Raw genomic sequence first — 24790 nt, 5'->3', positions numbered from 1 at the left:
CACTGCCCGGTACGGCACGGAGGGCCTCCCCGTGATGCTCTTCGCCATGGGGGACGGCAACCACTCCCTGGCCACGGCCAAGGCCTGCTATGAACGGCAGAAGACCCTGACGCCGCCGGAGCAGTGGGCCGCGCTGCCCGCCCGGTACGCTCTGGTGGAGCTGGTGAACCTCCACGACGGCTCGCTGGAGTTCGAACCCATCCATCGGGTGCTCTTCGGCGTGGAGCCCAAGGTGCTGCTCGCCGATCTCGTGGCCGCCTATCCCGGCGCCCGCGAGGGAAGGGGGGAGGGCCACGTACTCCGGTATGTTCATGCCGACGGCACGGGAGCCGTCACGGTGCCCCATCCCTCTGCCCAACTGCCGGTGGCCACGCTCCAGACCTTCCTGGACCGCTGGCTGGGAGCGCACGCCGGGCGCATCGACTACATACACGGCGCGGATGTGGTCCGCTCCCTGGCCTCTCAGCCGGGGAATCTGGGCTTCCTCCTCCCGCCCATGGGCAAGGAGGCGCTCTTCCCCACCGTCATCCACGACGGAGTCCTGCCCCGAAAGACCTTCTCCATGGGAGAGGCCCAGGACAAGCGGTTCTATCTGGAGGCCCGCAGGATTCGATAAACAGCGCTTTGGAAAGGAGCGTATGGTCATGCCCAGGCTCACGGTGGAAGCGCCGGCCAAGCTGAATCTGACCCTGGATGTGCTGGGCAGAAGGAGCGACGGCTATCACGAGCTCAGAATGGTGATGCAGTCGGTGGCCCTGGCGGATCGGATTACTCTGGAGACCGGTACGGGCGGAGGCGTGCGGGTGCGCACCAATCTGAGCTTTCTCCCCACCAACGAGAAAAATCTGGCCGCCGCCGCCGCTCTGCAGTTTTTGGAGGACTGCGGCCTCGACTGCGGCGGACTCTCCATCTCGGTGGAGAAGCATATTCCCGTCTGCGCGGGGACCGGCGGCGGCAGCTCGGACGCCGCCGCCGTTCTGCGTGGCCTCAACCGCCTCCTCGGTGCCGGATATTCCGGCGAGGCGCTGGCCCGGCTGGGGGAGCGGGTGGGCTCCGACGTGCCCTACTGCGTGCTGGGCGGCACGGCTTTGGCGGAGGGGAGAGGTGAGGTTCTCACCCCACTCCCGGCGCTGCCGCGGTGCCACGCCGTCCTCTGTAAGCCGGCTTTTTCCATCTCCACGCCCGAGCTCTTTGCACGGGTCGACGGGGTCAAGCTCCGCCACCGCCCGGATACCGAGGGGATGGTGGTGGCCTTGGAGGGAGGAGACCTGGGAGGCGCGGCCCGGCGGATGTACAACATCTTTGAGGATGTGCTGCCCCCCCGGCAGGCGGAAGAGATCTCCGGCATCAAAAATGTGCTGGTACAGCACGGGGCTCTGGGGGCCAACATGAGCGGCACCGGGCCCACCGTCTTTGGACTTTTTGAACGCGCCGAGGATGCCGCACAGGCTTGGGAAGAGCTGCGCGGCACATACCGGGACACCTTCCTCACCGAGACCCTCTGAAGAGCGATCGGAAGCGCCGCGGGCCGCCGCGGCGCATTTTATGTCCGGGACATTCCAAAACGGAATGGAGGCCATGCCAGATCCGTGCGTGACCTGGGCCCCGGAGTAAGATAAAATAAAAGTGCAGAAAGAGAGAATAGGTGAACACATGCTGGATCAAGACCAAGAATTGAGATTTTGTAAGGCCAGGCGGGCCGTCATCGAGGGGGAGTTCCAGAACCTGAATCCGGAACAGCGCCGGGCGGCCCTGGCCACCGAGGGACCTCTCCTCCTGCTGGCGGGGGCGGGCAGCGGCAAGACCACCGTGCTGATCCACCGTATCGCCAATCTGATGAAATACGGCAGGGGCTCCGACTCCGACGACGCGCCCGGCTGGGTCACCGAGGACGACCTTGTCTTTCTGGAAGCCTATGCCGCCCACCCCATTCCGGAGGGACGCGAGGAGGCGGAGCGGCTGTGCAGGTTGGACCCTGCCTCCCCCTGGTCCATCATTGCCATCACCTTCACCAACAAGGCCGCCGGAGAGCTCAAGGAGCGGCTGGAGCGGATGCTGGGGCCCGCGGCCAACGACATCTGGGCCTCCACGTTCCACTCGGCCTGTGTGCGCATCCTGCGCCGGGACATCGAAAAGCTGGGCTTCCAGCAGTCTTTTACCATTTACGACTCCGCCGACTCCGAGCGGGTGGTAAAGGATATCCTCAAGGACTTCAACATGGACGACAAGGCGTTCCCTCCCCGGTCGGTCCTCGCAGCCATCTCCCGCGCCAAGGACGCCATGAAGTCCGGGCCCGCCTATCTCCAGGAGTGCGAAAAGATGGGAGATTTCCGGCTGACCCGGATCGCCAAGCTCTATGTGGAGTACGAGCGCCGCCTGCGGGAGGCCAATGCGCTGGATTTCGACGACCTCATCCTGGACACGGTGCGCCTGCTCGAAGAGCACGAGGATGTGCGGAGCTACTACCAGAACAAGTTCCGGTATGTCCTTATCGACGAATACCAGGACACCAACAATCTCCAGTACCGGCTGGCCGCCGCCCTGGCGGGCAAGTGGGAAAATATCTGTGTGGTGGGCGACGACGACCAGTCCATCTACCGCTTCCGGGGGGCGACCATCGAAAACATCCTCTCTTTTGAAAAGCAGTACAGGGGTGCCAGGGTCATCCGTCTGGAACAGAACTACCGCTCCACCAAGAATATTCTGGAGGCGTCCAACGCCGTCATCAAGCACAATCTGGGGCGCAAGGGCAAGGAGCTGTGGACCCGCCATGACGCCGGGGACAAGGTCCAGGTCTACACCGCCATGAACGAGAACGACGAGGCCCAATACGTGGCCTCCCAGATCCTGACCGGCTTCAGTCAGGGCAGGAAGTGGCGCGACCACGCCGTCCTCTACCGGATGAACGCCCAGTCCAACCAGATCGAGCAGGCATTCAAGCGCAACGGCGTCCCCTACCGCATCATCGGCGGCATCCGCTTCTTCGACCGGGCGGAGGTCAAGGATATGCTGGCCTACCTCTGCGCCCTCAACAACCCCGCCGACGATCTGCGTCTCACCCGGATCATCAATGTACCCGCCCGGGGTATTGGGCAGAAAACGGTGGATACCGCCCAGACCCTGGCCGTACAGGAGGGGAAGAGCCTCTGGGAGATCATCAAAAACGCCCGGGCCTACCCCGATCTCCAGAAAGCTGCGGCCAAGCTGGCCCAGTTCACCGATATGATGGAGGAGCTGCGCGCTCTTGCCGGGGAACTCGACCTCCCCAACTTCTACGAGGAGGTCCTGGCCCGGACGGGTTATGCCGTGGCCCTGGAGGCCAAGAACACCGTGGAGGACCGCACCCGGCTGGAAAACGTGCGGGAGCTTTTGACCTCCATCAACAGCTACATAGAGAACGCGGAGGGCGGGCCCTCGCTCTCCGGATTCCTGGACGAGATCGCACTGTATACCGATCTGGACAATCACGACCCCAGCGAGGACTGCGTGGTCATGATGACCATGCACTCGGCCAAGGGCCTGGAGTTTCCCGTGGTATTCGTGGTGGGCGTGGAGGAGGGGATCTTCCCGGGGAGCCGCGCCATCGGCGACGACGAGGAGATGGAGGAGGAGCGGCGGCTGTGCTATGTGGCCATGACCCGCGCCAAGGAGCGGCTCTGTCTCACCTGCGCCGGACAGCGGATGCTCTTTGGACGCACCTCCGCCAACCGTCCCTCCCGCTTCGTGGGGGAGATCCCCGGCGAGTACGTGGAACAGAGCGGACGGAACTTTCTCTCGGAGCCGGACGACGCCGCCGGACGCTGGCAGTCTCCAAGGCCGGGCGGCATGTCCGCAGACCGGCCGGGCGTGTATGGTGGCCATGGGGCCGGCGGCTACCAGAGACCCGCACAGGGCGCGCGCCCTGCCTATGGCGGCGTCCGCTCCGCCCCGGCGCCCCGCCCCGGAACGCCGGCGGCCCGTCCCAGGCCGGACGCCGGCGCGCTGCCCGCCTTCCAGAAGGGGGACACCGTGATCCACAAGGCCTTCGGCAAGGGGATGGTCACCAGCGTGCAGCCTATGGGGGGAGATGCCCTCATCGAGATCGCGTTCGACTCCGTGGGCACCAAACGGCTTATGCTCAAGTCGGCCCGGCAGCATATGTCCAAGGCGTAAGCAGACCGGCGGACCGCCCGCAGGCGGTCCGCCGGTACAAAAACGGCCCCATCAGAGCAGCTCGGTGAAGCTGCGGATATAGCGGTCGCTGTTTTTTCGCATCTCCTCCTGGTAGGAATCGTAAAAGGCGTCGTATACCCCCACCACAGTCATACCGGCCAGCCGGGCGGCGGCACAGTTGGAGGGCGCGTCCTCGTAGAGCGTGCAGTCTCCGGGAGAGACCCGGAGACGCTCTGTGGCGATGCGGTAGACCTGCGGGTCCCGTTTTTCCAGCCCCAGCTCCTGAGCGAATACGATCTCCTCAAAACAGTCTGTGAGCCCGTGGCGCTCCAGGGCGGTTCGGCACAGCGCCGGCACGCAGGCGGTGACGATGGCCATGCGCTCCCCGCCGCGGGCGCAGCGGGAGAGATAGTCCCGGGCACCCTCCTTCATGGGGACATGGGCGTAGGCATCCCCGGCCATGGAGAGCCACTCTTCCATGATTTCCTCCGGGGTGAGGTCCAGACCGTAGTAGTCCCTGGTGAATTCCGCCGCTACGGGAAAGATGGAGTGGCCCACGGCGTAGGTGTACTCCTCGGTGGGAGTAAGGCCGTGGCGCCCGAGAAAACGGAGGTCTACGTCCACCCAGATCCCATTGGAGTCGATGAGGGTGCCGTCCAAGTCAAACAATTTCATAGATAAAACCTCCAAGGAAAATCGGCGGCCTCTTCGGCGTAATCGATGCCGATCCGCTTTCCCACATGGATTTGTTCCGGAGTCTCGCCTGCGTCCCAGAGGAAGAGGGTATCTCCCGTGAGATCCAGGCCGTTCTGCACCCTGGTCAGGGAAAAGGCCCGGCACACCTTGCCGGGGCCGTTCAAAAAGTTTTTCCTCTGATAGGGCGTCAGCGCCGAGAGACCGCAGCCGAACCGGTTTTGCGCCATGAACTCCGCGCCCTCCGCCGCCTCCACCGCCCGCAGCAGCACCGCACAGGGCTCTCCCTCCGGCTCCGTGACAAAGTTGAGGCAGTGGTACATGCCATAGATGAGGTAGAGGTAGGCCGTGCCGGGAGGAGAAAACAGGGTCTGCGTCCGCGGGGTCCGCTTGTAGCCGTAGGCATGGCAGGCCTTGTCCATCCGGCCGATGTAGGCCTCGGTCTCGGTGATGCGGCCGCAGAGCGGCACACCGTCCACCCGGTGCACCAAATATTTGCCCAGCAGGTCCCGGGCCACCAGAAGGGTGTCCCTTTCATAAAAGTCCCGCGTCAATTTCGGCACAGCGACCACCTTCCTCCGCGCAGTATGTACCATCTTACCATAGCAAGGGAGAGGAGACAACCCATGAACGAATCCGTACTGAAAAAATTGGCAAAGCCCATGCTGATCCTGGCCCCTATCATCTGGGGCACCTCCTTCGTGGTCATGAAGCACTCGCTGGACAGCTTTACCCCCTTCTATCTGCTGGCCATCCGCTTTACCGCCGCCGCCGTCGTACTGGGCCTGGTGTTTTGGAAGTCCTGGAAGGTGATGGACCGCGGCTACCTCAAGGCGGGCTTTCTTATCGGCACCATGCTCTTCCTGGCCTATGCCTTCCAGACCTTCGGCCTGGACCGCACCACCTCGGGCAAGAATGCCTTCCTCACGGCAGTATATTGTGTCATCGTCCCCTTTTTATACTGGGTCATCGCCCGCAAGCGTCCGGACAAGTGGAATATTCTGGCCGCCGTTATCTGCGTGGTGGGCATCGGCATGGTCTCCCTGTCCAACGAGGGCGGGGCGCTGAGCATCAACTCCGGCGACGCTCTCACGCTGGTGGGCGGGTTCTTCTTTGCTGCCCATATCGTGGCGGTGAACAAATACGCCGAGGGGCGGGACATCTTTCTCATCACCACCCTCCAGTTCGCCTTTTTCGGGGCCTGGAGCTGGGTGGGGGCCCTCCTCTTCCGGGAACCCTTCCCCACGGACCTTTCGGGGAGCGCCGTCTTCGCCATGGTCTATCTGGTGATCTTCTCTTCCTGCGGGGCGCTGCTGTTCCAGAACATCGGGCAAAAGTACACCGCGCCCTCCACCGCAGCGGTCCTCCTGTCCCTGGAGGCGCCCTTCGGCGTGCTGGCCTCCATTGTCGTGGGGGAGGAGGACCTCAACGCCGTGATGGTGCTGGGTTTTGTGCTCATCTTTGTGGCCGTCCTGTGCTCGGAGACCAAGTTTGAGTTCCTGAGGAAAAAGACGCCCGCTGAAACGGAAAAAAAGGGTTGACAATGGCCCCGGCTCTGCGTATAATAATCTACAAGCAATAGCGATCAAACCTGTGACGGAGAGAAGTACCCGGTGCATTCCAATCTTTAGAGAGTCCCGGATGGTGGAATCGGGATGTGCGGAAACCGGCGAATGGACTCCGGAGGGCGGCTTGAAAGGCGGTTTCGCCCAGTAGATGCCGACGGGGCCCCACCCGTTATCCATCGGGCGCGCATGATGGTGCGTGAAGCGAGTGGACGCGCAAGCGTCAATTTGGGTGGTATCGCAGAAGTGTTTTGAAACGCTTTTGTCCCAGAAATGGGACAAAAGCGTTTTTTTTTACATGCTGCTGGCTCCATCTGCCGCCCAAAACTCAAAAAAGGAGAAAACTACAATGAAAAAGCTGAATCTGAAGAACACCATGTCTCTGACCGCCGCCGCCGCGCTGACCCTGTCCCTCGCCGCCTGCGGCTCCGGCTCCGGTTCCTCCACTCCCGCGCCCGCCGACACCGCCGAGCCCACCGGACAGGGGGTGTCCGGGTATAAGATCGCCATCGTTCAGCAACTGGACCACGCCTCCCTGGACGAGATCCGCCAGGCGGTGGAAGCCGAGCTGGACGCCAAGGCGGCGGAGCTGGGCATCGCCATCGACTATACGGAGTTCAACGGCCAGAATGACCAGAGCCTGCTCAACCAGATCGGCGCCCAGGTGGCCGGCGAGGGCTATGACGCCGTGATCCCCATCGCCACCCTGGCGGCGCAATGCATGGTCAATGCCACCGAGGACCTGGGCACCCCCATCATCTACGCCGCCATCAGCGACCCCGCCACCGCGGGACTCACCGGCATCGACCGGGTCACCGGCACCAGCGACGCTCTGAACACCGCCTTTATTCTGGACATGATGTTTGCCCAGGACCCGGATATTCAGACCGTGGGCCTGCTGTACTCCCCCTCGGAGCCGAATTCCGAGACGCCCATTGCCGAGGCCAAGGAATACCTGGATGCCAAGGGAATCGCCTATGTGGAGCGTACCGGTGTCAACCCGGATGAGATCATTGCCGCCGCGGCCAGCCTGGCAGGCGAGGCGGACGCCGTCTTTACCCCCACCGACAACAGCGTGATGGCCGTGGAGCTGACCATTGCCGAGACCTTCATTGAGGCGGGCGTGCCCCACTATACCGGGGCCGATTCCTTCGTCCGCAACGGCGCATTTGCCACCTGCGGCGTCAACTACACCGAGCTCGGAGCCTATACCGCCGATATGGCGCTGGAGGTACTCCAGACCGGCGTGGTGCCTGAGTACCACGTGATGGACGGCGGCATCATCACGGTCAATACCGAGACCGCCGCCGCGCTGGGCGCCGATTACGCCGTGTTCAGCGATATGGCCTCCACCGTCAGCGAGGTGGAGACCACCGAGGACTGAAACGGGAGAATGTCTAACGGTCATACCCCTGCCGGGTCCGGCAGGGGTATGACCGCGTGAAAGGAGAAAGACCCTCATGCTCACCATTGTACAGACGGCCCTAGAGGCCGGGGTGATCTACGCCCTGGTGGCGCTGGCACTCTTTTTGAGCTATACCATCCTGGATATCGCCGATCTCACCACCGACGGCGCCTTTACGCTGGGCTGCGCCGTGTCCGCCACGGTCTGCCTGATGGGCCACCCTGTTCTGGCTCTGCCCATGGCCATGCTGGCCGGGGCCGCCGCCGGTTTTGTCACCGCCTTCCTCCAGACCAAGCTGGGGGTACCCTCTATCCTGGCGGGCATCATCACAAACTTCGGGCTCTATTCCGTGAATCTCACGGTCATGGGGTCGGCCAACGTGAACCTCTACAAAAGCGGCACCATCTTTTCTCTGGTCAAGGAGACCGGCTTTGCGGGGAGCTGGCACAAGCTGCTGGTGGCCTCCGTGGTGGTGCTGGCTGTCTGCGTGCTGCTGGTGCTGTTTCTGGGCACCCGGCTGGGGCTGTCCATCCGGGCTACGGGGGACAACACCGATATGGTGCGCGCCTCCTCCATCAACCCGGTCTTTACCATCACGGTGGGCCTGTGCCTCGCCAACGCCATGACCGCCCTTTCCGGCGCTCTTATCGCCCAGTATCAGAAGAGTGCGGATATGAACCTGGGCACCGGCATGGTGGTGCTGGGGCTTGCAAGCCTCATCATCGGACAGTCCGTGATCTCCCGGGGCAAGAGCGGGATCTTACGGGGCGTCGTCGCCGTGGTGGTGGGCAGCCTCATCTACCGGGCCATTTATGCCGTGGCGCTGAAGTTTAATGTCACCACCTATCTCAAACTCATCACCGCTGTCATTGTGGCCCTGGCCATCGCCGCCCCGGCTCTAAAGGATTATTTCCTGCTCCAGCGCCGCAAGCGGGCGGCGCTGTCGGAGAGGAGGCGGGGCGCATGCTGAAGCTGAGCGGGGTCTCCAAGACCTTCAACCCCGGCACTGTCAATGAGAAAAAGGCCCTCACCGATGTGGATCTGCGCCTGGAACGGGGAGATTTCATCACCATCGTGGGGTCCAACGGCGCGGGGAAATCCACCCTCTTCAACGCCATTTCCGGCGTTTTCTTTGCCGACGCGGGCTCTATTGTTCTGGATGGGGAGGACATCACTTTCCAGCCGGAATACCGCCGCAGCCGGGAGATCGGACGGCTCTTCCAGGACCCCATGAAGGGGACCGCCCCCCATATGACCATTGAGGAGAACCTTGCCTTGGCCTATCTCCGCGCCGTCAAGCACCAGCGGGCCTTTTTCAGCCGGGTGAACAAAGAGGACAAGGCCTTTTTCCGGGAGCAACTCTCCCTGCTGGGGATGGGGCTGGAGGACCGGATGCGCCAGCCGGTGGGGCTCCTCTCCGGCGGACAGCGGCAGGCCCTCACTCTGCTGATGGCCACCATGGTGCCGCCCAAGCTGCTCCTTTTGGATGAGCACACCGCGGCTCTGGACCCCGGGACGGCGGAGAAGGTGCTGGCCCTCACCAAGGATATCGTGGCCCGGCAGAACATCACTTGCCTGATGGTCACCCATAATATGAAAAACGCTCTGGAGCTGGGAAATCGTACACTGATGATGGACGCGGGGCGTATTGTACTGGACATTGGAGGCGAGGAGAGGAAGGGGCTCACCGTGGAGGACCTGCTCTCCCGTTTCCGGGCCGGCGCGGGAAAGGATCTGGACAACGACCGCATTCTGCTCTCATGAGCGCGCAGGGGCCTGTGGCAAGATACGCGAAAATACCGAGGCCGAGCCCTTTTGGGCTCGGCCTCGGTATTTTCGTGGGGAAGCGTGCTCCGCCGGGTGACAACGGATACGAGTGGAGACGGAAACCCGTTACCACGCTCCACTGTACTGAAGGGTCACACTGCTGCTCTGGGCGCCCAGGGCCATGCAGTCGGGGATGCTCTTTCCACGCAGAAGTCCAAAGAGAAAGCCGGCGATGTAGCTGTCCCCGGCCCCCATGGTGTCCACGACGCGGCAGGGGACGATGCCGTACTCGTAGAACTGAGAACCATCATAGGCCATGCTGCCCGCCTCGCCCCGCGTGGCCACCGCCACCTTGGGCCCGCGGGCCTGCATAGAGCGGAGAAAGGTCCGCAGAGTTTCGCCGTCGGCTCCGTCGTAAGAGAAGAAGGCGTAGTCCACATAGGGGATGGCTAGGTCCAGGGTGGGGTCGGTCCGCTTGTCGGCGAAGTCGAAGGCCACCGGGACGCCCCGGGCGCGGAGCGCGGGCAGGTCTCCGGCGATCATGCCCCACAGCCCGGTCACCACCAGGTCATGGGAACAGAGAAAGTCGATGTCCTCCGGGGTGAGGCGGAACCCGGCCATGACGCCCTCTTCGTAGTCGCCAAAGACCCGATTGCCGTTTGCGATCTCCACATGGGAGACGGCGGTGGCCCCGGGAGCGGTCTTGAGGTGGGAGACATCCACACCTTTGGAGGCCACGGCGGCGCGCATGAGGGACCCATACTGGTCTGTACCCACCACGCCGGTGTAGGAGGCGTTGCCCCCCAGCCGGAGGGTATAGACGGCCACATTAACAGGATTTCCGCCGGGGTAGGCCTCCCCGGTCCGGTCGTAGACGTCCATGCAGTTGTCGCCCACGGCGGCCAGCTTGATTTCTTTGTCCATTGGCGTCACCCTTTCTTAATGGGGGAGCAGAGCCCGCACGCGCTGGAGGGCCTGCTTGGCGTACAGGGAGGGCTCATTGCGGTAGGATGTCACCAGCTCGATGGTGGCCCTGCCCCGGTACCCCCTGACCTCCAACTCCTCCAGCAGCTCCGGCAGGGGGATGCAGCCGTCGCCTGGGATCAGATGGCTGTCGCTGTTCCCATCGCCGTCCACCAGATGGAGGTGGGCCATCCGCCCGCCCAACTGATCCAGATAGTTCGTGATGGGCTCCCGGATGACCCAGGGGGGCACCACATCGCACATACCCATAAGAGCGGGAGAATCCACCTTCTCCAGCGTCTCGGACAGCTCCCCGGCAGTGGTGCAGACATTGGTCTCATAGGGGGTGAGGGCCTCCAGCAGAATGGTGTGGCCGATGGACTCGGCGTGATCCGCCAGTTCCCGGAGGCAGCGGACGAGACGGCTGCGGAGCTCCCTGCGGGAGGCGGTGTAGCCGCCGTGTCCGGTGGAGATGAGGGTATGGTCCGCGCCCAGCGCTTTGCCCATGTTGAGGCAGAGCTTCAGATAGTCCAGGGCGTCTGCGCGCTGGAGCTCACTCCCCAGCATGTAGTTGTACGGATAGGCATTGTGCTCGGGGGTGTAGACCCGCACGGGCATCTCATGGCGCTCGATGAGGGCCAGAACTCCGGAAAGCTCTCCCCGGGCCAGGTCGGGGGCGAAGGCGTGGGGCCGGCCGCCCCAGAGTTCGATATAGTCGTATCCGAAACGCCTGGCGTCGGCGAAGGCCCGCTCCAGGGGGTAGTATTGATAGCCGCTGGTGAACATGCCCAGCTCCATAAGCATCCTCCTGACAAGCGGGGCCGCCCCGTGCCGCGGCATCCGGAGCGGTCCCGCTTGATCTGCTCAGTAGTCCAGTCTGCGGTAATACCGCCGGATCTCCATGGGGTGGCAGTTGATGGCCTCGATGTGGGCGTCGATGCGCTGGGTGACGGCGTGGGTCACCAGATGGGAGAGATTCCCCCGAAAGCGCTCGTCGATGCCGGGCAGAGCATAGTCCCTGGAGTCGATGACGGTGTAGTTGGCGCACACCCTGGGCAGGAATCGGACCACCCGCTCGCTGAGAGGGCGCTGGGAATCCTCGCCCACAAAGACCGTCACAGGGGTGTCCCGGTCCACGATCTCCAGCATGCCGTGGAAAAATTCGGAGGAGTGGATACTCTTGGTCCGGATCCAGTGCTGTTCCTCCCAGTAGCACATGGCGTAAGAATAGGTGGAGCCGTATTGATTGCCGGCGCCCACGAAGTAGTGGAGCTTGTCGTCATGGTGCTTCTGGGCGAAGGCCAGGCCGAAGGCGTCGGCCGCTTTCTCCACCTCCGCCAGGTCCACCGCGAGGTGGGCGTCCAGTTGGGCGTAGTACTCCTCATATTCAGGAAACTCGCCGTGGCGGAACATCAGGCGGTCGGCCACCATGAAGAATTTGAGCTGTTCGTTGGCGGGATAGGCGATCTCCCAGTCCATCCGCTTGGCAAGCTCCGTGGTCTCCACGTCGATGAAGCCCAGCACCCTGGCCCCGTCGGCCTGTGCCTTTTTCACGGCGTCCACCATCTCGATCGTGCTGCCGGTGACAGAGGAGATGACCACCACCGTGCCTTCGCCCACCCGGCGGTTGCCGGTGGTGAGGTACTCTGCGGCATTCTCCACAAAGAACTCCAGTGTGGAGCGCTCCTTCATGTGGACCTCGGCCTGGAGGCAGGAGGCGTAGGTCCCTCCAATGCCCAACCAGCAGATGTTCTTGAAGCCGGCCCTGCAGATGTCATCCACGATCGCCTCGATCCGTCCCCGCAGGGCCAGGGCGCCCTGGACGCTGGCGATCTGTTTTTCTTCGTCAAATTTCAGCATGTTGTCGTCTCCTCCTGGCGGCGGGAATCACTCGCCGACTTTCAGCTTCTGATAATAGTCATTGTAGATGGTGAGGGCGTCGCCCACGTCCTTCTGGAAGAATACGTTCTCTTTGTAAGAGAAGTCGCGGGCGGGGTCATTGCGGTAGGACTCGGAGGCGGCCGCCACGGCGGCGTCGTTGGGGCAGGAGTAGGGGAACTCCTCCAAGTTTTTTGCCATGACCTGGGGGTCGGTGATGTAGTTGAGAAACTTTTCGGCCAGATCCACGTGCTTGGCGCCGGTGGGGATGACGTAGAGATCAAAGCCCAACTGCACGGGATCGCTTTCGAAGTCGGCCACCTTCAGTGTGTTCTTGTCGCCCAATTCGCTCATGGCCCAGGAGGCGTTGCCGTCATAAGTGAGGGCCACGCAGGCCGTGCCGTTGGTCAGATTCTGCTCGGCGGCGCCGTAGGCCACCACGTTGTCGTTATACTTGGTCAGCCACTCGTAGGCCGCGGCGATCTCCTGCTCGTTGGTGGAGTTGGGGTCATAGCCCAGGGCCACCAGGGCGATGGGGAACAGGTTACGGGCGCCGTCGATAGTGCTGATCTGGCCCTTGAGGGCGGGGTCGATGAGGTCGTTATAGCATGTGATCTCGATGGGGCAGGTCTCAGTGTTATAGACCACATAGATGTAGTTCATGAGATAGGGGACGCAGTAGTCCTTCGCGGTCCAATAGGCCTCGTTGATGTTGGAGGAGTTGGGGATATTGTCCAGATTGAGTTTCTGGACATAGCCGCCGGCCACCAGGGAGTCCATATAGGCGTCACAAGTCATGATGAGGTCGTACTCCTGGCCGCCGCCGGCGGTCAGCTTTGTGATGGCGTCGGCGTTGTCGCTCATGTAGGAGAGGTTGATCTTGCAGTTGTTCTGGGATTCGAAATCAGCGATGAGCGCGTCGGAGATGTACTGCTGCCACATGTAGATGTTGAGCTCTGTGCTGGCCTCGGCGGGCACGTCGGTGGCGTTGCCGCCGGCGGGGGTGGAGCCGTTTCCAGAGCCGCCGCATGCGGCCAGGGGGAGGGCGAGGGCAAGAGACAGGGTGAGAGCAAGGAATCTTTTCATGCTGTTTTCCTCCTAAATATGAATGATGGGGCTGACGAATATGCCGAACCGCCGGAGGCGGCAGAGGCCGGGAGCGGTCAGACGGCGCTTCTCCGCTTGACGAGGGCCTTGACGCCGTTGCTCAGGAGCATGCCCGCCACAATGACCAGGATCATGATGGTGGTAAGAGCGTTGACATCGGGGGTGATGCCGGACTTGTTCATGGAGAGAATGAGCACCGGAAGGGTGGAGTTCTTGGCCCCCGCCAGCATATTGCTCATGACCACGTCGTCAACGGAGAGGGTGAACGAGAGAAAGGCGGCGGACATAACGCCGGGCATGATGCTGGGCAGAGTGACCCGGAAGAAGGTTTGGATCCGATTGGCACCCAGGTCCATGGAGGCCTCCTCCAGTGTGTCGCCGTCGCCGCTGATGCGGCCCTTGATGGTGACCACTGCGTAGGGGATACAGAAGGTACAGTGGCCGATGAGGATGGAGCCCATGCCCAGGGAGAGGCCGAGGTTCATAAAGATGATGAGCAGCGCCACGGCGAGGACGATCTCGGGTACAATGATGGGCACATAGAGCATATTGTTGACCAATTTTTTGCCGTGGAATTCATACTTCTTCAGGCCAAGCGCCCCGAGCGTACCGATGACCACCGAGATGACCGTGGCCAGCACGGCGATGATAAGGGAGTACCAGAGGCTCCCGATGAGCGCGGAGTTGTGGAAAAGCTTGCCGTACCACTGCGTGGTAAAGCCGTTCCAGTAATAGTTGTACCGCTGGTCGTTGAAGGAAAAGACCATCATGACCACGATGGGAATGTAGAGCACCGCGTAGATCAGGATGGCGTAGACCTCGCCCAGGATGGCGGCGGTCCGCTTATGCCTTTGTACCTTGGAGAGCTTTGCCATCTCAGACCACCTCCATGTCCTCGATCTTGGCGAATCGGGTGTAGATGAAGATCAACAGGCCCGTGATGACCAGCAGCAGCACAGACAGCGCCGCGCCCAGGGGCCAGTTCCGGATCGAACCAAACTGGTTCTTGATGATGTTGCCGATGTAAAGCACTTTGCCGCCGCCCAGGATATCGGAGACGGTGTAGATCCCCAGGGAGGGGATGAACACCAGAATGATGGCGGAGAAGATGCCGGGGAAGGTGAGGGGAAGCGTCACCTTGAAAAAGGTCTGCGACGGCGTGGCCCCCAGATCGGCACTGGCCTCCAGAAGGGACTTCTGAAGCTTCTCAATGGAGCTGTAGAGAGGGAGCACCGCGAAGGGGAGCATGTTGGTGATAAGCCCCAGGACCACCAGCCCGTCTGTATAGATGAAGGTGATGGGGCGGTCGACGAGACCGGTCCACTGGAGAAAGTTGTTTACCGGACCGCTGGTCTGGAACAGCAACAGCCAGCTGTTGAGCCGCATGAGGGAGTTGGTCCAGAAAGGGATCATGATGAGCATGATGAGCCTGGAGGCCACCTCAGGCGGCTTGCGGGCAATATAGTAAGCGAAGGGATACCCCAGCCCCAGGCACAGCACTGTGGTGAGAAGGGCGGCCTTCAAAGACTTGAGGATGACCTTGAAATAGGTGGCATCCAGCAGGGTCTGGTAGCTCTCCAGGGAGAACTGGTAGACCACGTCGCCGAACACGCCCCGGGACATAAAGCTGATGTAGATGATAAAGAGCATGGGAAGGGTGACGAAAAGGATCATCCAGATCGAGACCGGACCGGCCTGGGCCAGGGCGGGGATGGTCTTGCGGCGCATGTCCCGCTTTCGGCGGATGGCCTGGAGGTCGCTGGTGCCGCTCGGCTGCTTGCTCATACCCACACCCCCTTATGTATGAGACTTCTTGATGGGCACTGACTTCTCCGGCCGCCAGGAGAGATAGACCTTGTCGCCCTCGTGGGCGTTTGCATCCTGCTCAAACCGGGAGAGCTTGAGCTCGGTGCCGTCGGCCATGTCCAGGGCCGTCTTGACCACTGTGCCCATATAGGTGAAGTCCTTGATCCTCGCGGGGAGATCGAAGCCGTCGGCGTTCCTCTCGCCGGCCTCCAGATACTCCGGCCGGATGGAAACATGCATCTCTTCGCCCACCGCGAAGCCGCTGCCCCGGGTGAGCAGCTTTCCGGCCGGGGTGTCCACCCGGAGCAGATCCCCCTCCACCGCCGTGACGGTGCCGTCGAAGATGTTGGACTCTCCGATGAACCCGGCCACGAACCGGGTCAGAGGGTGGTCGTAGATCTCCATTGGAGTTCCCAACTGCTCGATGACCCCGGCGTTCATGACGGCGATGCGGTCAGACATGGTGAGGGCCTCCTCCTGGTCGTGGGTGACGTAGACGAAGGTGATGCCCAGTTTTTTCTGCAGGCGCTTGAGCTCGATCTGCATCTGCTTGCGGAGCTTCAGGTCCAGGGCGCCCAAGGGCTCGTCCAGCAGGAGCACCTTGGGGCGGTTGATGAGGGCGCGGGCGATGGCCACCCGCTGCTTCTGGCCGCCGGAGAGCTCATCAGGCTTGCGCCTTTCATAGTCGGTCAGTTGTACCAGCTCCAGCATCTCGGCGACCCGCTGCCGGATCTCATCCTTGGGAACCTTTTTGATGGTGAGGCCGTAGGCGACGTTGTCGAATACGGTCATGTGTGGGAAAAGCGCATAGTTCTGGAATACGGTGTTCACGTCCCGCTGGTAGGGCTCCTTGTTCTCGACCCGTTCCCCCTGGACTTTGATGATGCCCGAGGTGGCGTCCTCGAATCCGGCGATCATCCGCAGCGTGGTGGTCTTACCGCAGCCGGAGGGCCCCAGAAGAGTGAGAAATTCGCCTTCGTAGATCTCCATGTTCATTTTCCGGACCACTAGATTGGAACCAAAGCGCTTTTCCACATCGATCAGGGATACGATTGACTCAGCCATGTGTGTCCTCACCTCGTTTTTGTACAGAATAGCTAAAACAAATCATCTCGGCACATAAATTTTTACGTCTCCATTACTTGCCTGCCATAATAGCACACATCAAAACCAATATCAACCTATTTTAATAGATATGAAAAAAATAATAAGATACCAATTTATGATTTTTAAAATTGTATTTGACAAAGATGAGGCCAAAACAAGAGAGCAAACCTAGGGAATAAGGAGACGAAGTAACACGCCGCCGCATATATTGGTATCAAATTGATGAAGACATATATGATGTTGTGGTTTCTAAAAAACTGTGGTATGATGACCATATACTCCGGAAGGATCAGAGGCCAAAGGGGGCTCACACATGACGCAGGACTACAGGCCCAGACCCAGAGAACTGGCGCGGGAACTGTTGAACGGATATCTGGTGGAACATCAGCTCCAGTCGGGGGACCGCCTGCCCTCGGAGCGGAGCCTGTGCGAGGCGTGGGGGCTGAGCAGGTCGGCGCTGCGCAGCGCCACGGCCCGGATGGAGAAGGACGGCGTGCTGTGCTCACGGCCGGGCGCGGGCACCTATGTGGCCCAGCGCAAATATACCCGGAACCTGCAGGGTCTCTTGTCGCTCAGCCGGTCCGCCTCGGAGCAGGGACGCAGGGTCACGACCCGACTGCTGGATCTGAAGCGGATCGAGTGCGACAAGACGCTGGCCAAGCGGTTTGGACAGGTGCTGGGCTACCCGCTCTATAAGGTGGCCCGCCTGCGTATGGTTGACGGGGAGCCGCTCATGGTGGAAACGGCTTTCCTGCCTGCGGAGCGGGTGGAGGGCCTGGAGAAATGGGACCTGGAGCGCGGCTCTCTCTTCGCGGTGTTGGAGGAGGCGTACGGTCTCATCCCTGAGCAGGGCGAGGAGAAGGTGAGCATTACCTATGCGACTACGGATGAGGCCGAGCTGATGGGCATCGAGGAGGGCGCACCCCTCTTCTGGATCGTCAGCCAGACCTATGACCAGAACGGTGAGCTGCTGGAGTACTGCCGTGCTGCGGCCCGACCGGACCGCCTGCGGATCACCAGTGAGCTCAAGCGGCGGGACGCCGCCGAGAGGGGAGGCGACATCCATGAGGCATGAGGAGGCCATCGGGCCCAACTCTCCCCTCTACCTCCAGCTCCGGGAGCTTATCCGCGGCAAGATCGAGGGCGGGGAGTATCCGCCTGGCACGGCGATCCCGTCGGTGGGTACGCTGGCGGAGACCTATGGGATTCACCGGCTGTCGGTCCGTTCCGCCATTTCAGCCCTGATCGGAGAGGGGCTCTTGAAGAGCGTTCAGGGCAAAGGGATCTTTGTGGTGGGGGACAAGCTGGAGCGCGATCTGGAGACTGTGGGCGGGTTCCGGCAAAATATGCAGGCCAAGCCGGAGAGCAGGGTGCTGGTCAAGGCCCTGCGACCCGCCGGTGTGGTATACGGTGCGCTGCTGAGCTGCGCGCCGGGTGAGCCGGTCCACTACATCAAGCAGGTCAGTTATGTAAGCGGCGAACCGGTCTCCCAGGAGGAGACCTATATCCCGGAGGCGCTGCTTCCCAACCTGAAACAGGTGGATCTGGGCGTGTTCTCGGTCTACGAGGCGCTGGAGTTCTATGGCATCCGGGTGGCGCGCAGGGAGCAAAGCCTGGAGATCACAGAGCTCGACCCCATGGATGCCCGGCTCCTGAACGTCGAGCCGGGCCGCGGCGTGCTGGTCCTCAGCAGTGTCAGCTACGATGAGGAGGGTAGGGCCGTGGAGTTTACCCGCTCCTACACGCGCGGAGACAAGTGTACCTTCAGCGTCCGCTACCAAAGAGAGGGCTGAGGTGTACAGCCGATGTGACGGGGGCGCCGCATATGCCGCGGCGCCCTTATTTTATTGTCAGCGGGGAACGAATGTGGTATTCTGTGGAGGAGAAGAATCCAAAAGGAGAGAAAACATATGGAACTCAAACAGATCGCCAGCTTTCAGGTGGACCATCGGAAGCTCACTGAGGGAATGTATACCTCCCGCGTGGACGGAGATGTGACCACCTACGACATCCGTATGGTGCGGCCCAACAGCGGGACGTATCTGGGGTATGGCGCCATTCACAGCTTCGAGCACCTCTTCGCCACCTATGTCCGCAGCGGGGCGCTGTCGGACCGGGTGATCTATGTGGGCCCCATGGGCTGTCGTACAGGATTTTATTTTCTGGTCCGTGGTCTGGCGCCGGAACGGGCCATCGATCTGGTCCGGGAGACCATGGCCTTCATCGCGGGCTATGAGGGCCCCATCCCCGGCGCCTCCGAGGCCGAGTGCGGCAACTACCGGGAGCAGGACCTGGAGGGGGCCCGGGCGGCGGCACAGAAGATGATCCCCATTCTGAAAAACTGGACCGTGGCGCGGCTGACCTATCAGGCCTGACGCGGCATGGCCCCTTCCGCGCGGGGAGGGAGACGCCCTCGGAGAGGGTGTGGGGGAAGGAATAATGGAAAAGGCCCTCTTTGATTACGGCGTCTCGGGGGCGGCAATGGGGCGTGTGGACGATTTGCAGACAGAGCCTGCAATTTGGAAAGGAGAAAAAAGATGTTGTTGGTATGGTACCCCAAATGCACTACATGTCAGAGGGCCAAGGCGTGGCTGGATGCGCACGGCGTGGCGGCGGAGACCCGGGACATCAAGCTGGAAAAGCCCACGGAGGAGGAGCTGCGGCGGTGGCACGCCATGAGCGGACTGCCCCTCAAGCGGTTCTTCAACACCAGCGGGCTCCAGTACAAGGCCCTGGGACTCAAAGATAAGCTGCCCGGCATGTCGGAGGATGCGCAATTTGCCCTTCTGGCCACGGACGGTATGCTGGTCAAGCGGCCCATTCTGGTGGGAGAAAACTTTGCGCTCACCGGCTTCAAAGAGGCCGAGTGGATGGAGCGGCTGGAACAATAAGGGGAGGCACGGCAATGCTGGAGACCATGGGAAAGCGGGCCCTCGGAGCCTTTGGGGCCACGGTGGGAGTTCTGGTGGTGTGCGGACTGCTGCTGGGCTTTGTGGAGGGAAAAAGCACGGAGCTTCTCTATCGCCTGTTCGGATGGGGCGGGGTCCTCTTTACCGGCGTGGCCGGGACTCCAATCCATGAGCTGGGGCATTATCTCATGTGCAGGCTGTTTGGGGTCCGGGTGACCGAGGTGGCCCTCTTCCGCCCGGTGGCGGGCCGCGCAGACGGTGTTCTGGGGTATGTCCGGTACGCCTATGACCCGGGAAGCCTCTGGCAGCGATTGGGCTGTTTTTTTGTGGGCATTGCCCCCATGGTGCTGGGCGTGGCCGCCATTCTCCTGATTCTGAGGCTGATTACGCCGGAGGTATTTCGCTCCGCCGGCACCCGGCTCGCCGGAGCCCTGGGGGCGCGCAGGGGGCCCCTGGCCCTTCTGGGGGCGGCCTGCTCCGGTTTTTTCAGCGGACTGTTCCGCCTGCGGGGGCTTGGAATTCTCCGGGGCGTACTTTGCCTTTACCTGGTGTTCTCCATCAGCACGCACATGACGCTGAGCCCCGCCGACCTGCGGGGCGCCGCCGCAGGGCTGGCCGTGGTGGCGGCGCTCTGCGTGCTGTTCGGCGCGGTCACCACGCTGCTTGGGATCGAAGTGAACGCCGCCCTCAAAAAGACCGCTGTGGTGATCGCCTCCTTTTTGGGGGTGGGTCTGGCCTTTGCACTGCTTTCCCTGCTCCTTTCCGGCGCCGCATATCTATTGCTCGGGTAGAACGGTCGGCGAACCTTGACACGGCGCGGGGCGAAAGAGTGAGATGCATTTGCTTTTTTGGGAAAGTGAAGAAAAAGAGAAAATATTGGAGGAGACAGCATGAAAATCAGCAAGCGGATCGCCGTCCTTGGGGCGGCGGCGGTTTTGACAGCCGGCCTGGCCGCCTGCGGCGGGGTCACAAAGGACGACGCCACCGTGTACGTCAAGGGTCAGATCGATTCCACCTATTTGGGGCAGTACAACGAGGACTACCTCAAGCTGATGGACATGACCGAGGCGGAGGCTGCGGAGGACTATGAGTGGAACCTGGGTGCCGAAGCCGACTGGTTTATGGACTTCGCCAGCATCTACCCTTCCGATGAGACCAAGGAGAAGGTGGTCGAGCTCTACAAGGAGATCTACGCCAAGTGTAAATATACGGTCCAGCCCGCCAGCAAGCTGGACAACGGCAACTTTGCCGTGGAGGTGCTGGTGGAGCCCATGGATCTCATGGTGCAATTTCAAAACACCGCCGATCTGGACACGGTTTGGATAGAGGTAGCCGCCTCTGCGGGCATCACCAGTGACGAGCAGATCAACGCGATGTCCGATGCGGAGTATGAGGCCCTGGAGGCCCGGTATGCGGACAAGGTCATTGCGCTTGTCCGGGGGCTGCTGCCCGACGTGGGATATGAGACGGAGCAGTCCTGTATCATCCAGCTCAAGCTCAATGACGAGAACGTCTATGAAATGGTGGGCACGGACTGGCAGAATTTGGACGGCATGATGATCGACTACTATGGGAGCTACGCCCAGTAAAAATGTGCAGGGTCATGACAAAGGAGGGCGGCTCAGCCGCCCTCCTTTGTCATGATATGGAGCTCCAGCCAGTCGAGAACATCCTGGTAGACAGTATCGCGGTTGATCTCATTGAGCATCTCATGCCGCCCCCCGGGGTAGAGCTTTACCGTCACGTCCCGGCATCCCGACTCACGGAAAAAGCCCGCGACCTTCCGCACGCCTTTTCCACGGGAACCCACGGGATCGGCGTCGCCGGAAAAGAGATAGACCGGCGTATAGGGATCCATGCGCCTGAGATTTCGGGGGTCCGAGATGAACTGGAGCCCCTCCATCATGTCGTGGAACATGCCCACAGTGGGGACGAAGCGGCACATGGGGTCTCGGACGTAGGCATCCACCACGGCCTGATCCCTGCTGATCCAGTCGGCGCTGGTGCGGGTGGGCCGAAACTGGCGGTTATACGCCCCCAGGGACAGGGCGGTGACCAGCCCGCTTACGTGGTTCCCGCCCTTTATGCGGAGCAGAAGGCCGGAGAGTCCGCGGCCGAAGGCCACCAGAAAGGGCGGCTCCTGCCCGGTGCCGGAGAGGATGCAGCCATCCACAGTGCCGGGATAGTCGATGAGATAGGTCCTGACCACAAAGGACCCCATGGAGTGCCCCATGAGGAAGTGGGGGAGACCGGAAAACCGCTCCCCCGTCAGCTCCCGAAGGGTGTGGGCGTCGTGAACCAGATAGGTCCAGCCGTTTTGCTCGCCCAGAAAGCCGTATTCCCGGCGCCCACGGGCGGTTTTCCCGTGGCCCAGATGATCATGGCCCACCACGGCGAAACCGTGATCCGCCAGATAGGAGGCAAAGCTGTCGTACCGGCCCATATGTTCTGAGATCCCGTGCACCAACTGGACCACGGCCCGGGGGCCGCTCTCCTCCGGCAGCCACCGAAGGGCATGGATCTGATGCCGTCCGTCACTGGAAGGATAAGAAAATTCCTCTCGCAAGGCCATAGCAATCGAGCTCCTTTTGTGATAAACTAAAAAAACCACTTTACTCAGTGTAGTCTGCCCGCACCGCCGCGTCAATAGGCAAAGCGGCGGGATTACGGGACGGACTGGAAAGGACCTGACGGTATGAATGTGATAGAACGTTTTTTGAGGTATGTCTCCTTTGATACACAGTCCGCAGAGGACTCTGACACGGTACCCACCACCGCCAAGCAGAAGCTTCTGGGGGCGGCGCTGGCGCAGGAGCTCACCGAGATCGGGCTCCACGGGGCAAAGATGGACGAGTACGGCTATGTTTACGGCTGGCTCCCGGCCACCGCGGGCTGTGAGGGTATCCCCTGCGTGGGGCTCATCGCCCACATGGATACCTCGCCCGATGCGCCGGGGGATGGCGTCAAACCGCAGATCATCCATTACGAGGGGGGAGATATCCCCCTCTCTGAGCGCGTGATCATGCGGGAAGCGGACTTTGAGAGTCTGAAAAAGTATGTGGGCAGGGACCTGATCGTCACAGACGGGACCACCCTCCTCGGAGCGGACGACAAAGCCGGCGTGGCCGAGATCCTGACCGCCATGGAATACCTGGTCAATCATCCGGAGCTGCCCCACGGGCGGATTGCCGTGGGCATCACGCCCGACGAGGAGGTGGGCAGCGGCGCGGACCATTTTGATGTGGAGGGCTTTGGGGCTGCAGCGGCCTATACCGTGGACGGCGGAGAGCTGGGGGAGCTGGAGTATGAGAACTTCAACGCCGCCTCGGCCCGGGTCACCATCCGGGGCTTCAACATCCACCCCGGCTCGGCCAAAAACAAGATGAAGAATGCCTGCCTCATTGCCATGGAGTTTGCCGGTATGCTACCCCCAGCGGAAACCCCCGCCCACACCGAGGGATACGAGGGCTTTTATCATCTCAATCGGATGGAGGGGGACGAGACGGAGACCCGGCTGAGCTTTCTTCTCCGGGATCACGACCGTGTCCGCTTCGAGGCGCGGAAAGAGCGGATGAATTTGATCGCGGCCTATCTCAATGAGAAGTATGGCCCCACCGCCGTGCAGGTGGAGCTCAAGGACTCCTACTATAACATGCGGGAACAGATCGAGCCCCATATGTATCTCGTCCACCGGGCCCGGGCGGCCTTCCAGAAGGCCGGTGTGGAGGCGATGGAGGTTCCCATCCGGGGCGGGACCGACGGGGCGCGGCTCTCCTACATGGGCCTTCCTTGCCCCAACCTCTCCACGGGCGGCGCCAACTTCCACGGCGTTATGGAGTATATTCCCGTGTATGCCCTGGAGAAGATGGTGGAAGTCCTGGTCCACCTGGTGACAGAGGGCAAGTGAAAACGCGGGAACCTGTCCGCTCTTTCCGGAACCATCTCTTTCGACAGATTGAAAATGCCTGGGGCGGCGTACCGCCCCAGGCATTTTTGCTGTGTCGGATCAGCCGCTGCAGCCGCAGCCGGAATCCCCCGTAAAGAAGTCCGCGCCGAAGGGCAGGCTGTCCGTCGTCGCCAAATCGGAAGCGGCGTCGGTCAGGGCCGTGGAATTTGTGGACCAGTTGGACGTGCAGACCCAGCGGCAGCGCCAGGTGGGATCGCTTCCGCTGGAATTTCCAGATCCATTCCCGGTGCAGCCGCACCCACAGTCCCAGCGGTTGCATCCGCAGCCGCACCAATTGGAATTGCTCCAGCACATAACCTGTTCCTCCATCTCAAATATTGCGGAGAGCCTCCGCAGAAATATCCTATGTTCCCGACCGACGAAATGCGACAGAGTATTCTGCCCTCGTGACCGGCCGGACCTCCCGGGCGGATGGGATCGTTCGGAATCTCCTGAACGATCCCGGGGAGAAAAGGAAATGGAAAAAAGCCGAAAGGGTATGGCCTTTTGAAAAGTTTGTGGTATAATAAAAAACAAATAGGTAATACCATTTTCAAATGTGGGTGGACCGATCTGCGGCTCTGATTTGCGTGGGGACGCTGGAGACAGAGAGGCCGGAGAGCCGGGCCCCCACGGGGGAGAAGCGTAAAAACGCAGGAAAGAGCGGAAGGAAAAGAATGAAAGAGGAAAGCGTGCAGCAAGGAAAGGCCTATGAGCGGGTCATCAGCTATATCAAAGGTGAAATTTTAAAGGGCGACCTGAAGCAGGGAGAAAAGCTGCCCCCGGAACGGGAGTTGGCCGAGCAGCTCGGCGTGGGGCGCAATTCCGTGCGGGAGGCGCTGCGGACACTGAGCTTGATGGGGTTCATCTCCAGCACCCAGGGGGCGGGAAATTTCGTCTCCTGCGACATTGAAAAAAATCTGGCGGAGTCCACCCAGATGATGATGCTGCTGGGGGCGACCGACTATCGCCAGGTGAGCGAACTGCGGCAGGGCTTGGAGAGCCAGACCGTGCTGCTGGCGGCCGAGCGGGTCAGCCCCGCGCAGCTCAGCGAGCTGGAGGATATCGTCTGGCAGCTCCGGGATGAAAATGATTTGGAAAAGAGCGCCGCACTGGATAAGCGTCTGCACTACCTCATCGGCGAGGCGGCGGGGAATCAGCTCATTATGGTTATTCTGCGGGCTATGAGCGAGACAGTGGACAGCTTTATCAGTCATATGCGGGAAAAAATGATGCTGGATGAGGGGTATCGCAAGCGGCTCCAGGATACTCACCAGGGGATCGTGCTGGCCCTCCAGGATCGAAACGGAGTGGAGGCAGCGCGCATGATGCGGGAGCACTTCCATGTGGTGGATTCCGCTATGGTGGACCTTTTTTGACAAAAGCAAGAAAACGAGGCCCGGCTTCCGAAGAAGTGATATGTACCCAGAATTCTGGACACATAAAAAATTGAATTAGGTGCACATGGATGCCTCTCTGAATTTTGTAGGAG

General features: G+C 61.4%; 26 protein-coding genes and 1 other annotated feature. Of the genes, 15 read left to right on the top strand and 11 right to left on the bottom strand.

The window, feature by feature from the left end; genetic code table 11:
* The 3 genes from ABUA09_RS15430 to ABUA09_RS15420 form a co-directional block, all read left to right on the top strand.
* Positions 1–616: DUF1015 family protein (locus ABUA09_RS15430; protein WP_349949505.1), on the top strand; the 616-nt coding region annotated here is incomplete at its 5' end.
* A gap of 28 nt (positions 617–644) precedes the next feature.
* The gene (gene ispE / locus ABUA09_RS15425; RefSeq protein WP_058117260.1) at positions 645–1505 is read left to right on the top strand and encodes a 4-(cytidine 5'-diphospho)-2-C-methyl-D-erythritol kinase; all 861 of its coding nucleotides are present in this window, start codon (positions 645–647) and stop codon (positions 1503–1505) included.
* Between the two features lie 148 nt (positions 1506–1653).
* Positions 1654–4152: an ATP-dependent helicase gene (locus ABUA09_RS15420; RefSeq protein WP_195607865.1), complete on the top strand. Its 2499-nt coding sequence runs from the start codon at positions 1654–1656 to the stop codon at positions 4150–4152.
* Between the two features lie 51 nt (positions 4153–4203).
* Here ABUA09_RS15420 and ABUA09_RS15415 read toward each other — a convergent pair whose 3' ends face one another.
* Together ABUA09_RS15415 and ABUA09_RS15410 are read right to left on the bottom strand one after the other, a co-directional pair.
* Positions 4204–4827 (bottom strand): HAD family hydrolase, encoded by a 624-nt coding sequence (locus tag ABUA09_RS15415; RefSeq protein WP_058117262.1) that lies wholly within the window; start codon positions 4825–4827, stop codon positions 4204–4206.
* Positions 4824–5441: a DNA-3-methyladenine glycosylase gene (locus tag ABUA09_RS15410; protein ID WP_279203826.1), complete on the bottom strand. Its 618-nt coding sequence runs from the start codon at positions 5439–5441 to the stop codon at positions 4824–4826. Before ABUA09_RS15410 ends, ABUA09_RS15415 begins: the two co-directional genes overlap by 4 nt.
* Positions 5442–5471: 30 nt before the next feature.
* Here ABUA09_RS15410 and ABUA09_RS15405 point away from each other — a divergent pair, with 30 nt between their 5' ends.
* From ABUA09_RS15405 to ABUA09_RS15390, 4 genes are all read left to right on the top strand, one after another.
* Positions 5472–6386 carry a DMT family transporter gene (locus ABUA09_RS15405; RefSeq protein ID WP_058117263.1) on the top strand — a complete coding sequence of 305 codons (915 nt, stop codon included), beginning with the start codon at positions 5472–5474 and terminating at the stop codon, positions 6384–6386.
* A 43-nt stretch (positions 6387–6429) separates the two neighbouring features.
* Positions 6430–6683 (top strand) — a binding site (T-box leader).
* A gap of 76 nt (positions 6684–6759) precedes the next feature.
* Complete coding sequence (locus tag ABUA09_RS15400; protein ID WP_279203829.1) at positions 6760–7794, top strand: ABC transporter substrate-binding protein; 1035 nt, start codon at positions 6760–6762, stop codon at positions 7792–7794.
* Positions 7795–7870: 76 nt separating this feature from the next.
* Positions 7871–8785, top strand: a complete 915-nt coding sequence (locus ABUA09_RS15395; RefSeq protein ID WP_058117265.1) for an ABC transporter permease — start codon at positions 7871–7873, stop codon at positions 8783–8785.
* The gene (locus tag ABUA09_RS15390; protein WP_033116280.1) at positions 8779–9579 is read left to right on the top strand and encodes an ABC transporter ATP-binding protein; all 801 of its coding nucleotides are present in this window, start codon (positions 8779–8781) and stop codon (positions 9577–9579) included. Before ABUA09_RS15395 ends, ABUA09_RS15390 begins: the two co-directional genes overlap by 7 nt.
* A 129-nt stretch (positions 9580–9708) precedes the next feature.
* Here the strand turns inward: ABUA09_RS15390 and frlD are convergent, their stop codons facing one another.
* The 7 genes from frlD to ABUA09_RS15355 all read right to left on the bottom strand — a co-directional run bounded on the left by frlD (position 9709) and on the right by ABUA09_RS15355 (position 16401).
* On the bottom strand, positions 9709–10506 hold the full coding sequence (gene frlD / locus ABUA09_RS15385) for a fructoselysine 6-kinase (protein ID WP_058117267.1): 798 nt from the start codon (positions 10504–10506) through the stop codon (positions 9709–9711).
* A 15-nt stretch (positions 10507–10521) separates the two neighbouring features.
* Positions 10522–11343: a fructoselysine 3-epimerase gene (frlC, locus tag ABUA09_RS15380; RefSeq protein WP_058117268.1), complete on the bottom strand. Its 822-nt coding sequence runs from the start codon at positions 11341–11343 to the stop codon at positions 10522–10524.
* A gap of 66 nt (positions 11344–11409) precedes the next feature.
* Complete coding sequence (locus ABUA09_RS15375; protein ID WP_058117269.1) at positions 11410–12405, bottom strand: SIS domain-containing protein; 996 nt, start codon at positions 12403–12405, stop codon at positions 11410–11412.
* 27 nt (positions 12406–12432) lie between these two features.
* Positions 12433–13509: a polyamine ABC transporter substrate-binding protein gene (locus tag ABUA09_RS15370; protein ID WP_058117270.1), complete on the bottom strand. Its 1077-nt coding sequence runs from the start codon at positions 13507–13509 to the stop codon at positions 12433–12435.
* A gap of 77 nt (positions 13510–13586) precedes the next feature.
* Complete coding sequence (locus tag ABUA09_RS15365; protein ID WP_033116275.1) at positions 13587–14405, bottom strand: ABC transporter permease; 819 nt, start codon at positions 14403–14405, stop codon at positions 13587–13589.
* 1 nt (position 14406) lies between these two features.
* Positions 14407–15315, bottom strand: a complete 909-nt coding sequence (locus ABUA09_RS15360; protein ID WP_227151378.1) for an ABC transporter permease — start codon at positions 15313–15315, stop codon at positions 14407–14409.
* 12 nt (positions 15316–15327) lie between these two features.
* Positions 15328–16401, bottom strand: a complete 1074-nt coding sequence (locus ABUA09_RS15355; protein ID WP_058117271.1) for an ABC transporter ATP-binding protein — start codon at positions 16399–16401, stop codon at positions 15328–15330.
* A 355-nt stretch (positions 16402–16756) separates the two neighbouring features.
* On the opposite strand from ABUA09_RS15355, the gene ABUA09_RS15350 reads away from it, so the two are divergent.
* From ABUA09_RS15350 to ABUA09_RS15325, 6 genes are all read left to right on the top strand, one after another.
* Positions 16757–17518 carry a GntR family transcriptional regulator gene (locus ABUA09_RS15350; RefSeq protein ID WP_052082349.1) on the top strand — a complete coding sequence of 254 codons (762 nt, stop codon included), beginning with the start codon at positions 16757–16759 and terminating at the stop codon, positions 17516–17518.
* Complete coding sequence (locus tag ABUA09_RS15345) at positions 17508–18236, top strand: GntR family transcriptional regulator (RefSeq protein WP_058117272.1); 729 nt, start codon at positions 17508–17510, stop codon at positions 18234–18236. Before ABUA09_RS15350 ends, ABUA09_RS15345 begins: the two co-directional genes overlap by 11 nt.
* Positions 18237–18353: 117 nt before the next feature.
* Entirely contained in the window at positions 18354–18818 is a 465-nt protein-coding gene (locus tag ABUA09_RS15340) for an S-ribosylhomocysteine lyase (RefSeq protein ID WP_349949504.1), read from the top strand.
* A 162-nt stretch (positions 18819–18980) separates the two neighbouring features.
* Positions 18981–19334 (top strand): arsenate reductase family protein, encoded by a 354-nt coding sequence (locus ABUA09_RS15335; protein WP_195607859.1) that lies wholly within the window; start codon positions 18981–18983, stop codon positions 19332–19334.
* Positions 19335–19348: 14 nt separating this feature from the next.
* On the top strand, positions 19349–20143 hold the full coding sequence (locus ABUA09_RS15330; protein WP_208318668.1) for a hypothetical protein: 795 nt from the start codon (positions 19349–19351) through the stop codon (positions 20141–20143).
* 99 nt (positions 20144–20242) lie between these two features.
* The gene (locus ABUA09_RS15325; protein WP_279203843.1) at positions 20243–20941 is read left to right on the top strand and encodes a hypothetical protein; all 699 of its coding nucleotides are present in this window, start codon (positions 20243–20245) and stop codon (positions 20939–20941) included.
* A 32-nt stretch (positions 20942–20973) separates the two neighbouring features.
* Here the strand turns inward: ABUA09_RS15325 and ABUA09_RS15320 are convergent, their stop codons facing one another.
* Positions 20974–21924, bottom strand: a complete 951-nt coding sequence (locus tag ABUA09_RS15320; RefSeq protein WP_033116269.1) for an alpha/beta hydrolase — start codon at positions 21922–21924, stop codon at positions 20974–20976.
* Between the two features lie 123 nt (positions 21925–22047).
* On the opposite strand from ABUA09_RS15320, the gene pepT reads away from it, so the two are divergent.
* Positions 22048–23259 (top strand): peptidase T, encoded by a 1212-nt coding sequence (pepT, locus tag ABUA09_RS15315; RefSeq protein ID WP_195607856.1) that lies wholly within the window; start codon positions 22048–22050, stop codon positions 23257–23259.
* Between the two features lie 99 nt (positions 23260–23358).
* On the opposite strand, the gene ABUA09_RS15310 is transcribed toward pepT, so the two are convergent.
* Entirely contained in the window at positions 23359–23613 is a 255-nt protein-coding gene (locus ABUA09_RS15310) for a hypothetical protein (protein WP_195973323.1), read from the bottom strand.
* Positions 23614–23975: 362 nt separating this feature from the next.
* On the opposite strand from ABUA09_RS15310, the gene ABUA09_RS15305 reads away from it, so the two are divergent.
* A complete protein-coding gene (locus ABUA09_RS15305; RefSeq protein WP_052082346.1) occupies positions 23976–24677 on the top strand; it encodes a FadR/GntR family transcriptional regulator in 702 nt (233 codons plus the stop codon).
* Positions 24678–24790 lie beyond the last annotated feature (113 nt).

It is taken from the genome of Intestinimonas sp. RTP31139st1_F5_RTP31139_211217, assembly GCF_040226735.1.
Taxonomy (GTDB): domain Bacteria; phylum Bacillota; class Clostridia; order Oscillospirales; family Oscillospiraceae; genus Intestinimonas; species Intestinimonas butyriciproducens.
This window is presented reverse-complemented; position numbering and strand designations above follow the sequence as displayed.

Coding starts and splice junctions, on each gene's coding strand:
- ABUA09_RS15335 (WP_195607859.1), top strand. CDS start 18,981: ATGTTGTTGGTATGGTACCCCAAATGCACTACATGTCAGAGGGCCAAG.
- ABUA09_RS15400 (WP_279203829.1), top strand. CDS start 6,760: ATGAAAAAGCTGAATCTGAAGAACACCATGTCTCTGACCGCCGCCGCC.
- ABUA09_RS15370 (WP_058117270.1), bottom strand. CDS start 13,509: ATGAAAAGATTCCTTGCTCTCACCCTGTCTCTTGCCCTCGCCCTCCCC.
- pepT (WP_195607856.1), top strand. CDS start 22,048: ATGAATGTGATAGAACGTTTTTTGAGGTATGTCTCCTTTGATACACAG.
- ABUA09_RS15420 (WP_195607865.1), top strand. CDS start 1,654: ATGCTGGATCAAGACCAAGAATTGAGATTTTGTAAGGCCAGGCGGGCC.
- ABUA09_RS15350 (WP_052082349.1), top strand. CDS start 16,757: ATGACGCAGGACTACAGGCCCAGACCCAGAGAACTGGCGCGGGAACTG.
- ABUA09_RS15405 (WP_058117263.1), top strand. CDS start 5,472: ATGAACGAATCCGTACTGAAAAAATTGGCAAAGCCCATGCTGATCCTG.
- ABUA09_RS15340 (WP_349949504.1), top strand. CDS start 18,354: ATGGAACTCAAACAGATCGCCAGCTTTCAGGTGGACCATCGGAAGCTC.
- ABUA09_RS15330 (WP_208318668.1), top strand. CDS start 19,349: ATGCTGGAGACCATGGGAAAGCGGGCCCTCGGAGCCTTTGGGGCCACG.
- ABUA09_RS15360 (WP_227151378.1), bottom strand. CDS start 15,315: ATGAGCAAGCAGCCGAGCGGCACCAGCGACCTCCAGGCCATCCGCCGA.
- ABUA09_RS15325 (WP_279203843.1), top strand. CDS start 20,243: ATGAAAATCAGCAAGCGGATCGCCGTCCTTGGGGCGGCGGCGGTTTTG.
- ABUA09_RS15310 (WP_195973323.1), bottom strand. CDS start 23,613: ATGTGCTGGAGCAATTCCAATTGGTGCGGCTGCGGATGCAACCGCTGG.
- ispE (WP_058117260.1), top strand. CDS start 645: ATGCCCAGGCTCACGGTGGAAGCGCCGGCCAAGCTGAATCTGACCCTG.
- ABUA09_RS15365 (WP_033116275.1), bottom strand. CDS start 14,405: ATGGCAAAGCTCTCCAAGGTACAAAGGCATAAGCGGACCGCCGCCATC.
- frlD (WP_058117267.1), bottom strand. CDS start 10,506: ATGGACAAAGAAATCAAGCTGGCCGCCGTGGGCGACAACTGCATGGAC.
- frlC (WP_058117268.1), bottom strand. CDS start 11,343: ATGGAGCTGGGCATGTTCACCAGCGGCTATCAATACTACCCCCTGGAG.
- ABUA09_RS15320 (WP_033116269.1), bottom strand. CDS start 21,924: ATGGCCTTGCGAGAGGAATTTTCTTATCCTTCCAGTGACGGACGGCAT.
- ABUA09_RS15395 (WP_058117265.1), top strand. CDS start 7,871: ATGCTCACCATTGTACAGACGGCCCTAGAGGCCGGGGTGATCTACGCC.
- ABUA09_RS15345 (WP_058117272.1), top strand. CDS start 17,508: ATGAGGCATGAGGAGGCCATCGGGCCCAACTCTCCCCTCTACCTCCAG.
- ABUA09_RS15305 (WP_052082346.1), top strand. CDS start 23,976: ATGAAAGAGGAAAGCGTGCAGCAAGGAAAGGCCTATGAGCGGGTCATC.
- ABUA09_RS15375 (WP_058117269.1), bottom strand. CDS start 12,405: ATGCTGAAATTTGACGAAGAAAAACAGATCGCCAGCGTCCAGGGCGCC.
- ABUA09_RS15410 (WP_279203826.1), bottom strand. CDS start 5,441: ATGGTACATACTGCGCGGAGGAAGGTGGTCGCTGTGCCGAAATTGACG.
- ABUA09_RS15355 (WP_058117271.1), bottom strand. CDS start 16,401: ATGGCTGAGTCAATCGTATCCCTGATCGATGTGGAAAAGCGCTTTGGT.
- ABUA09_RS15415 (WP_058117262.1), bottom strand. CDS start 4,827: ATGAAATTGTTTGACTTGGACGGCACCCTCATCGACTCCAATGGGATC.
- ABUA09_RS15390 (WP_033116280.1), top strand. CDS start 8,779: ATGCTGAAGCTGAGCGGGGTCTCCAAGACCTTCAACCCCGGCACTGTC.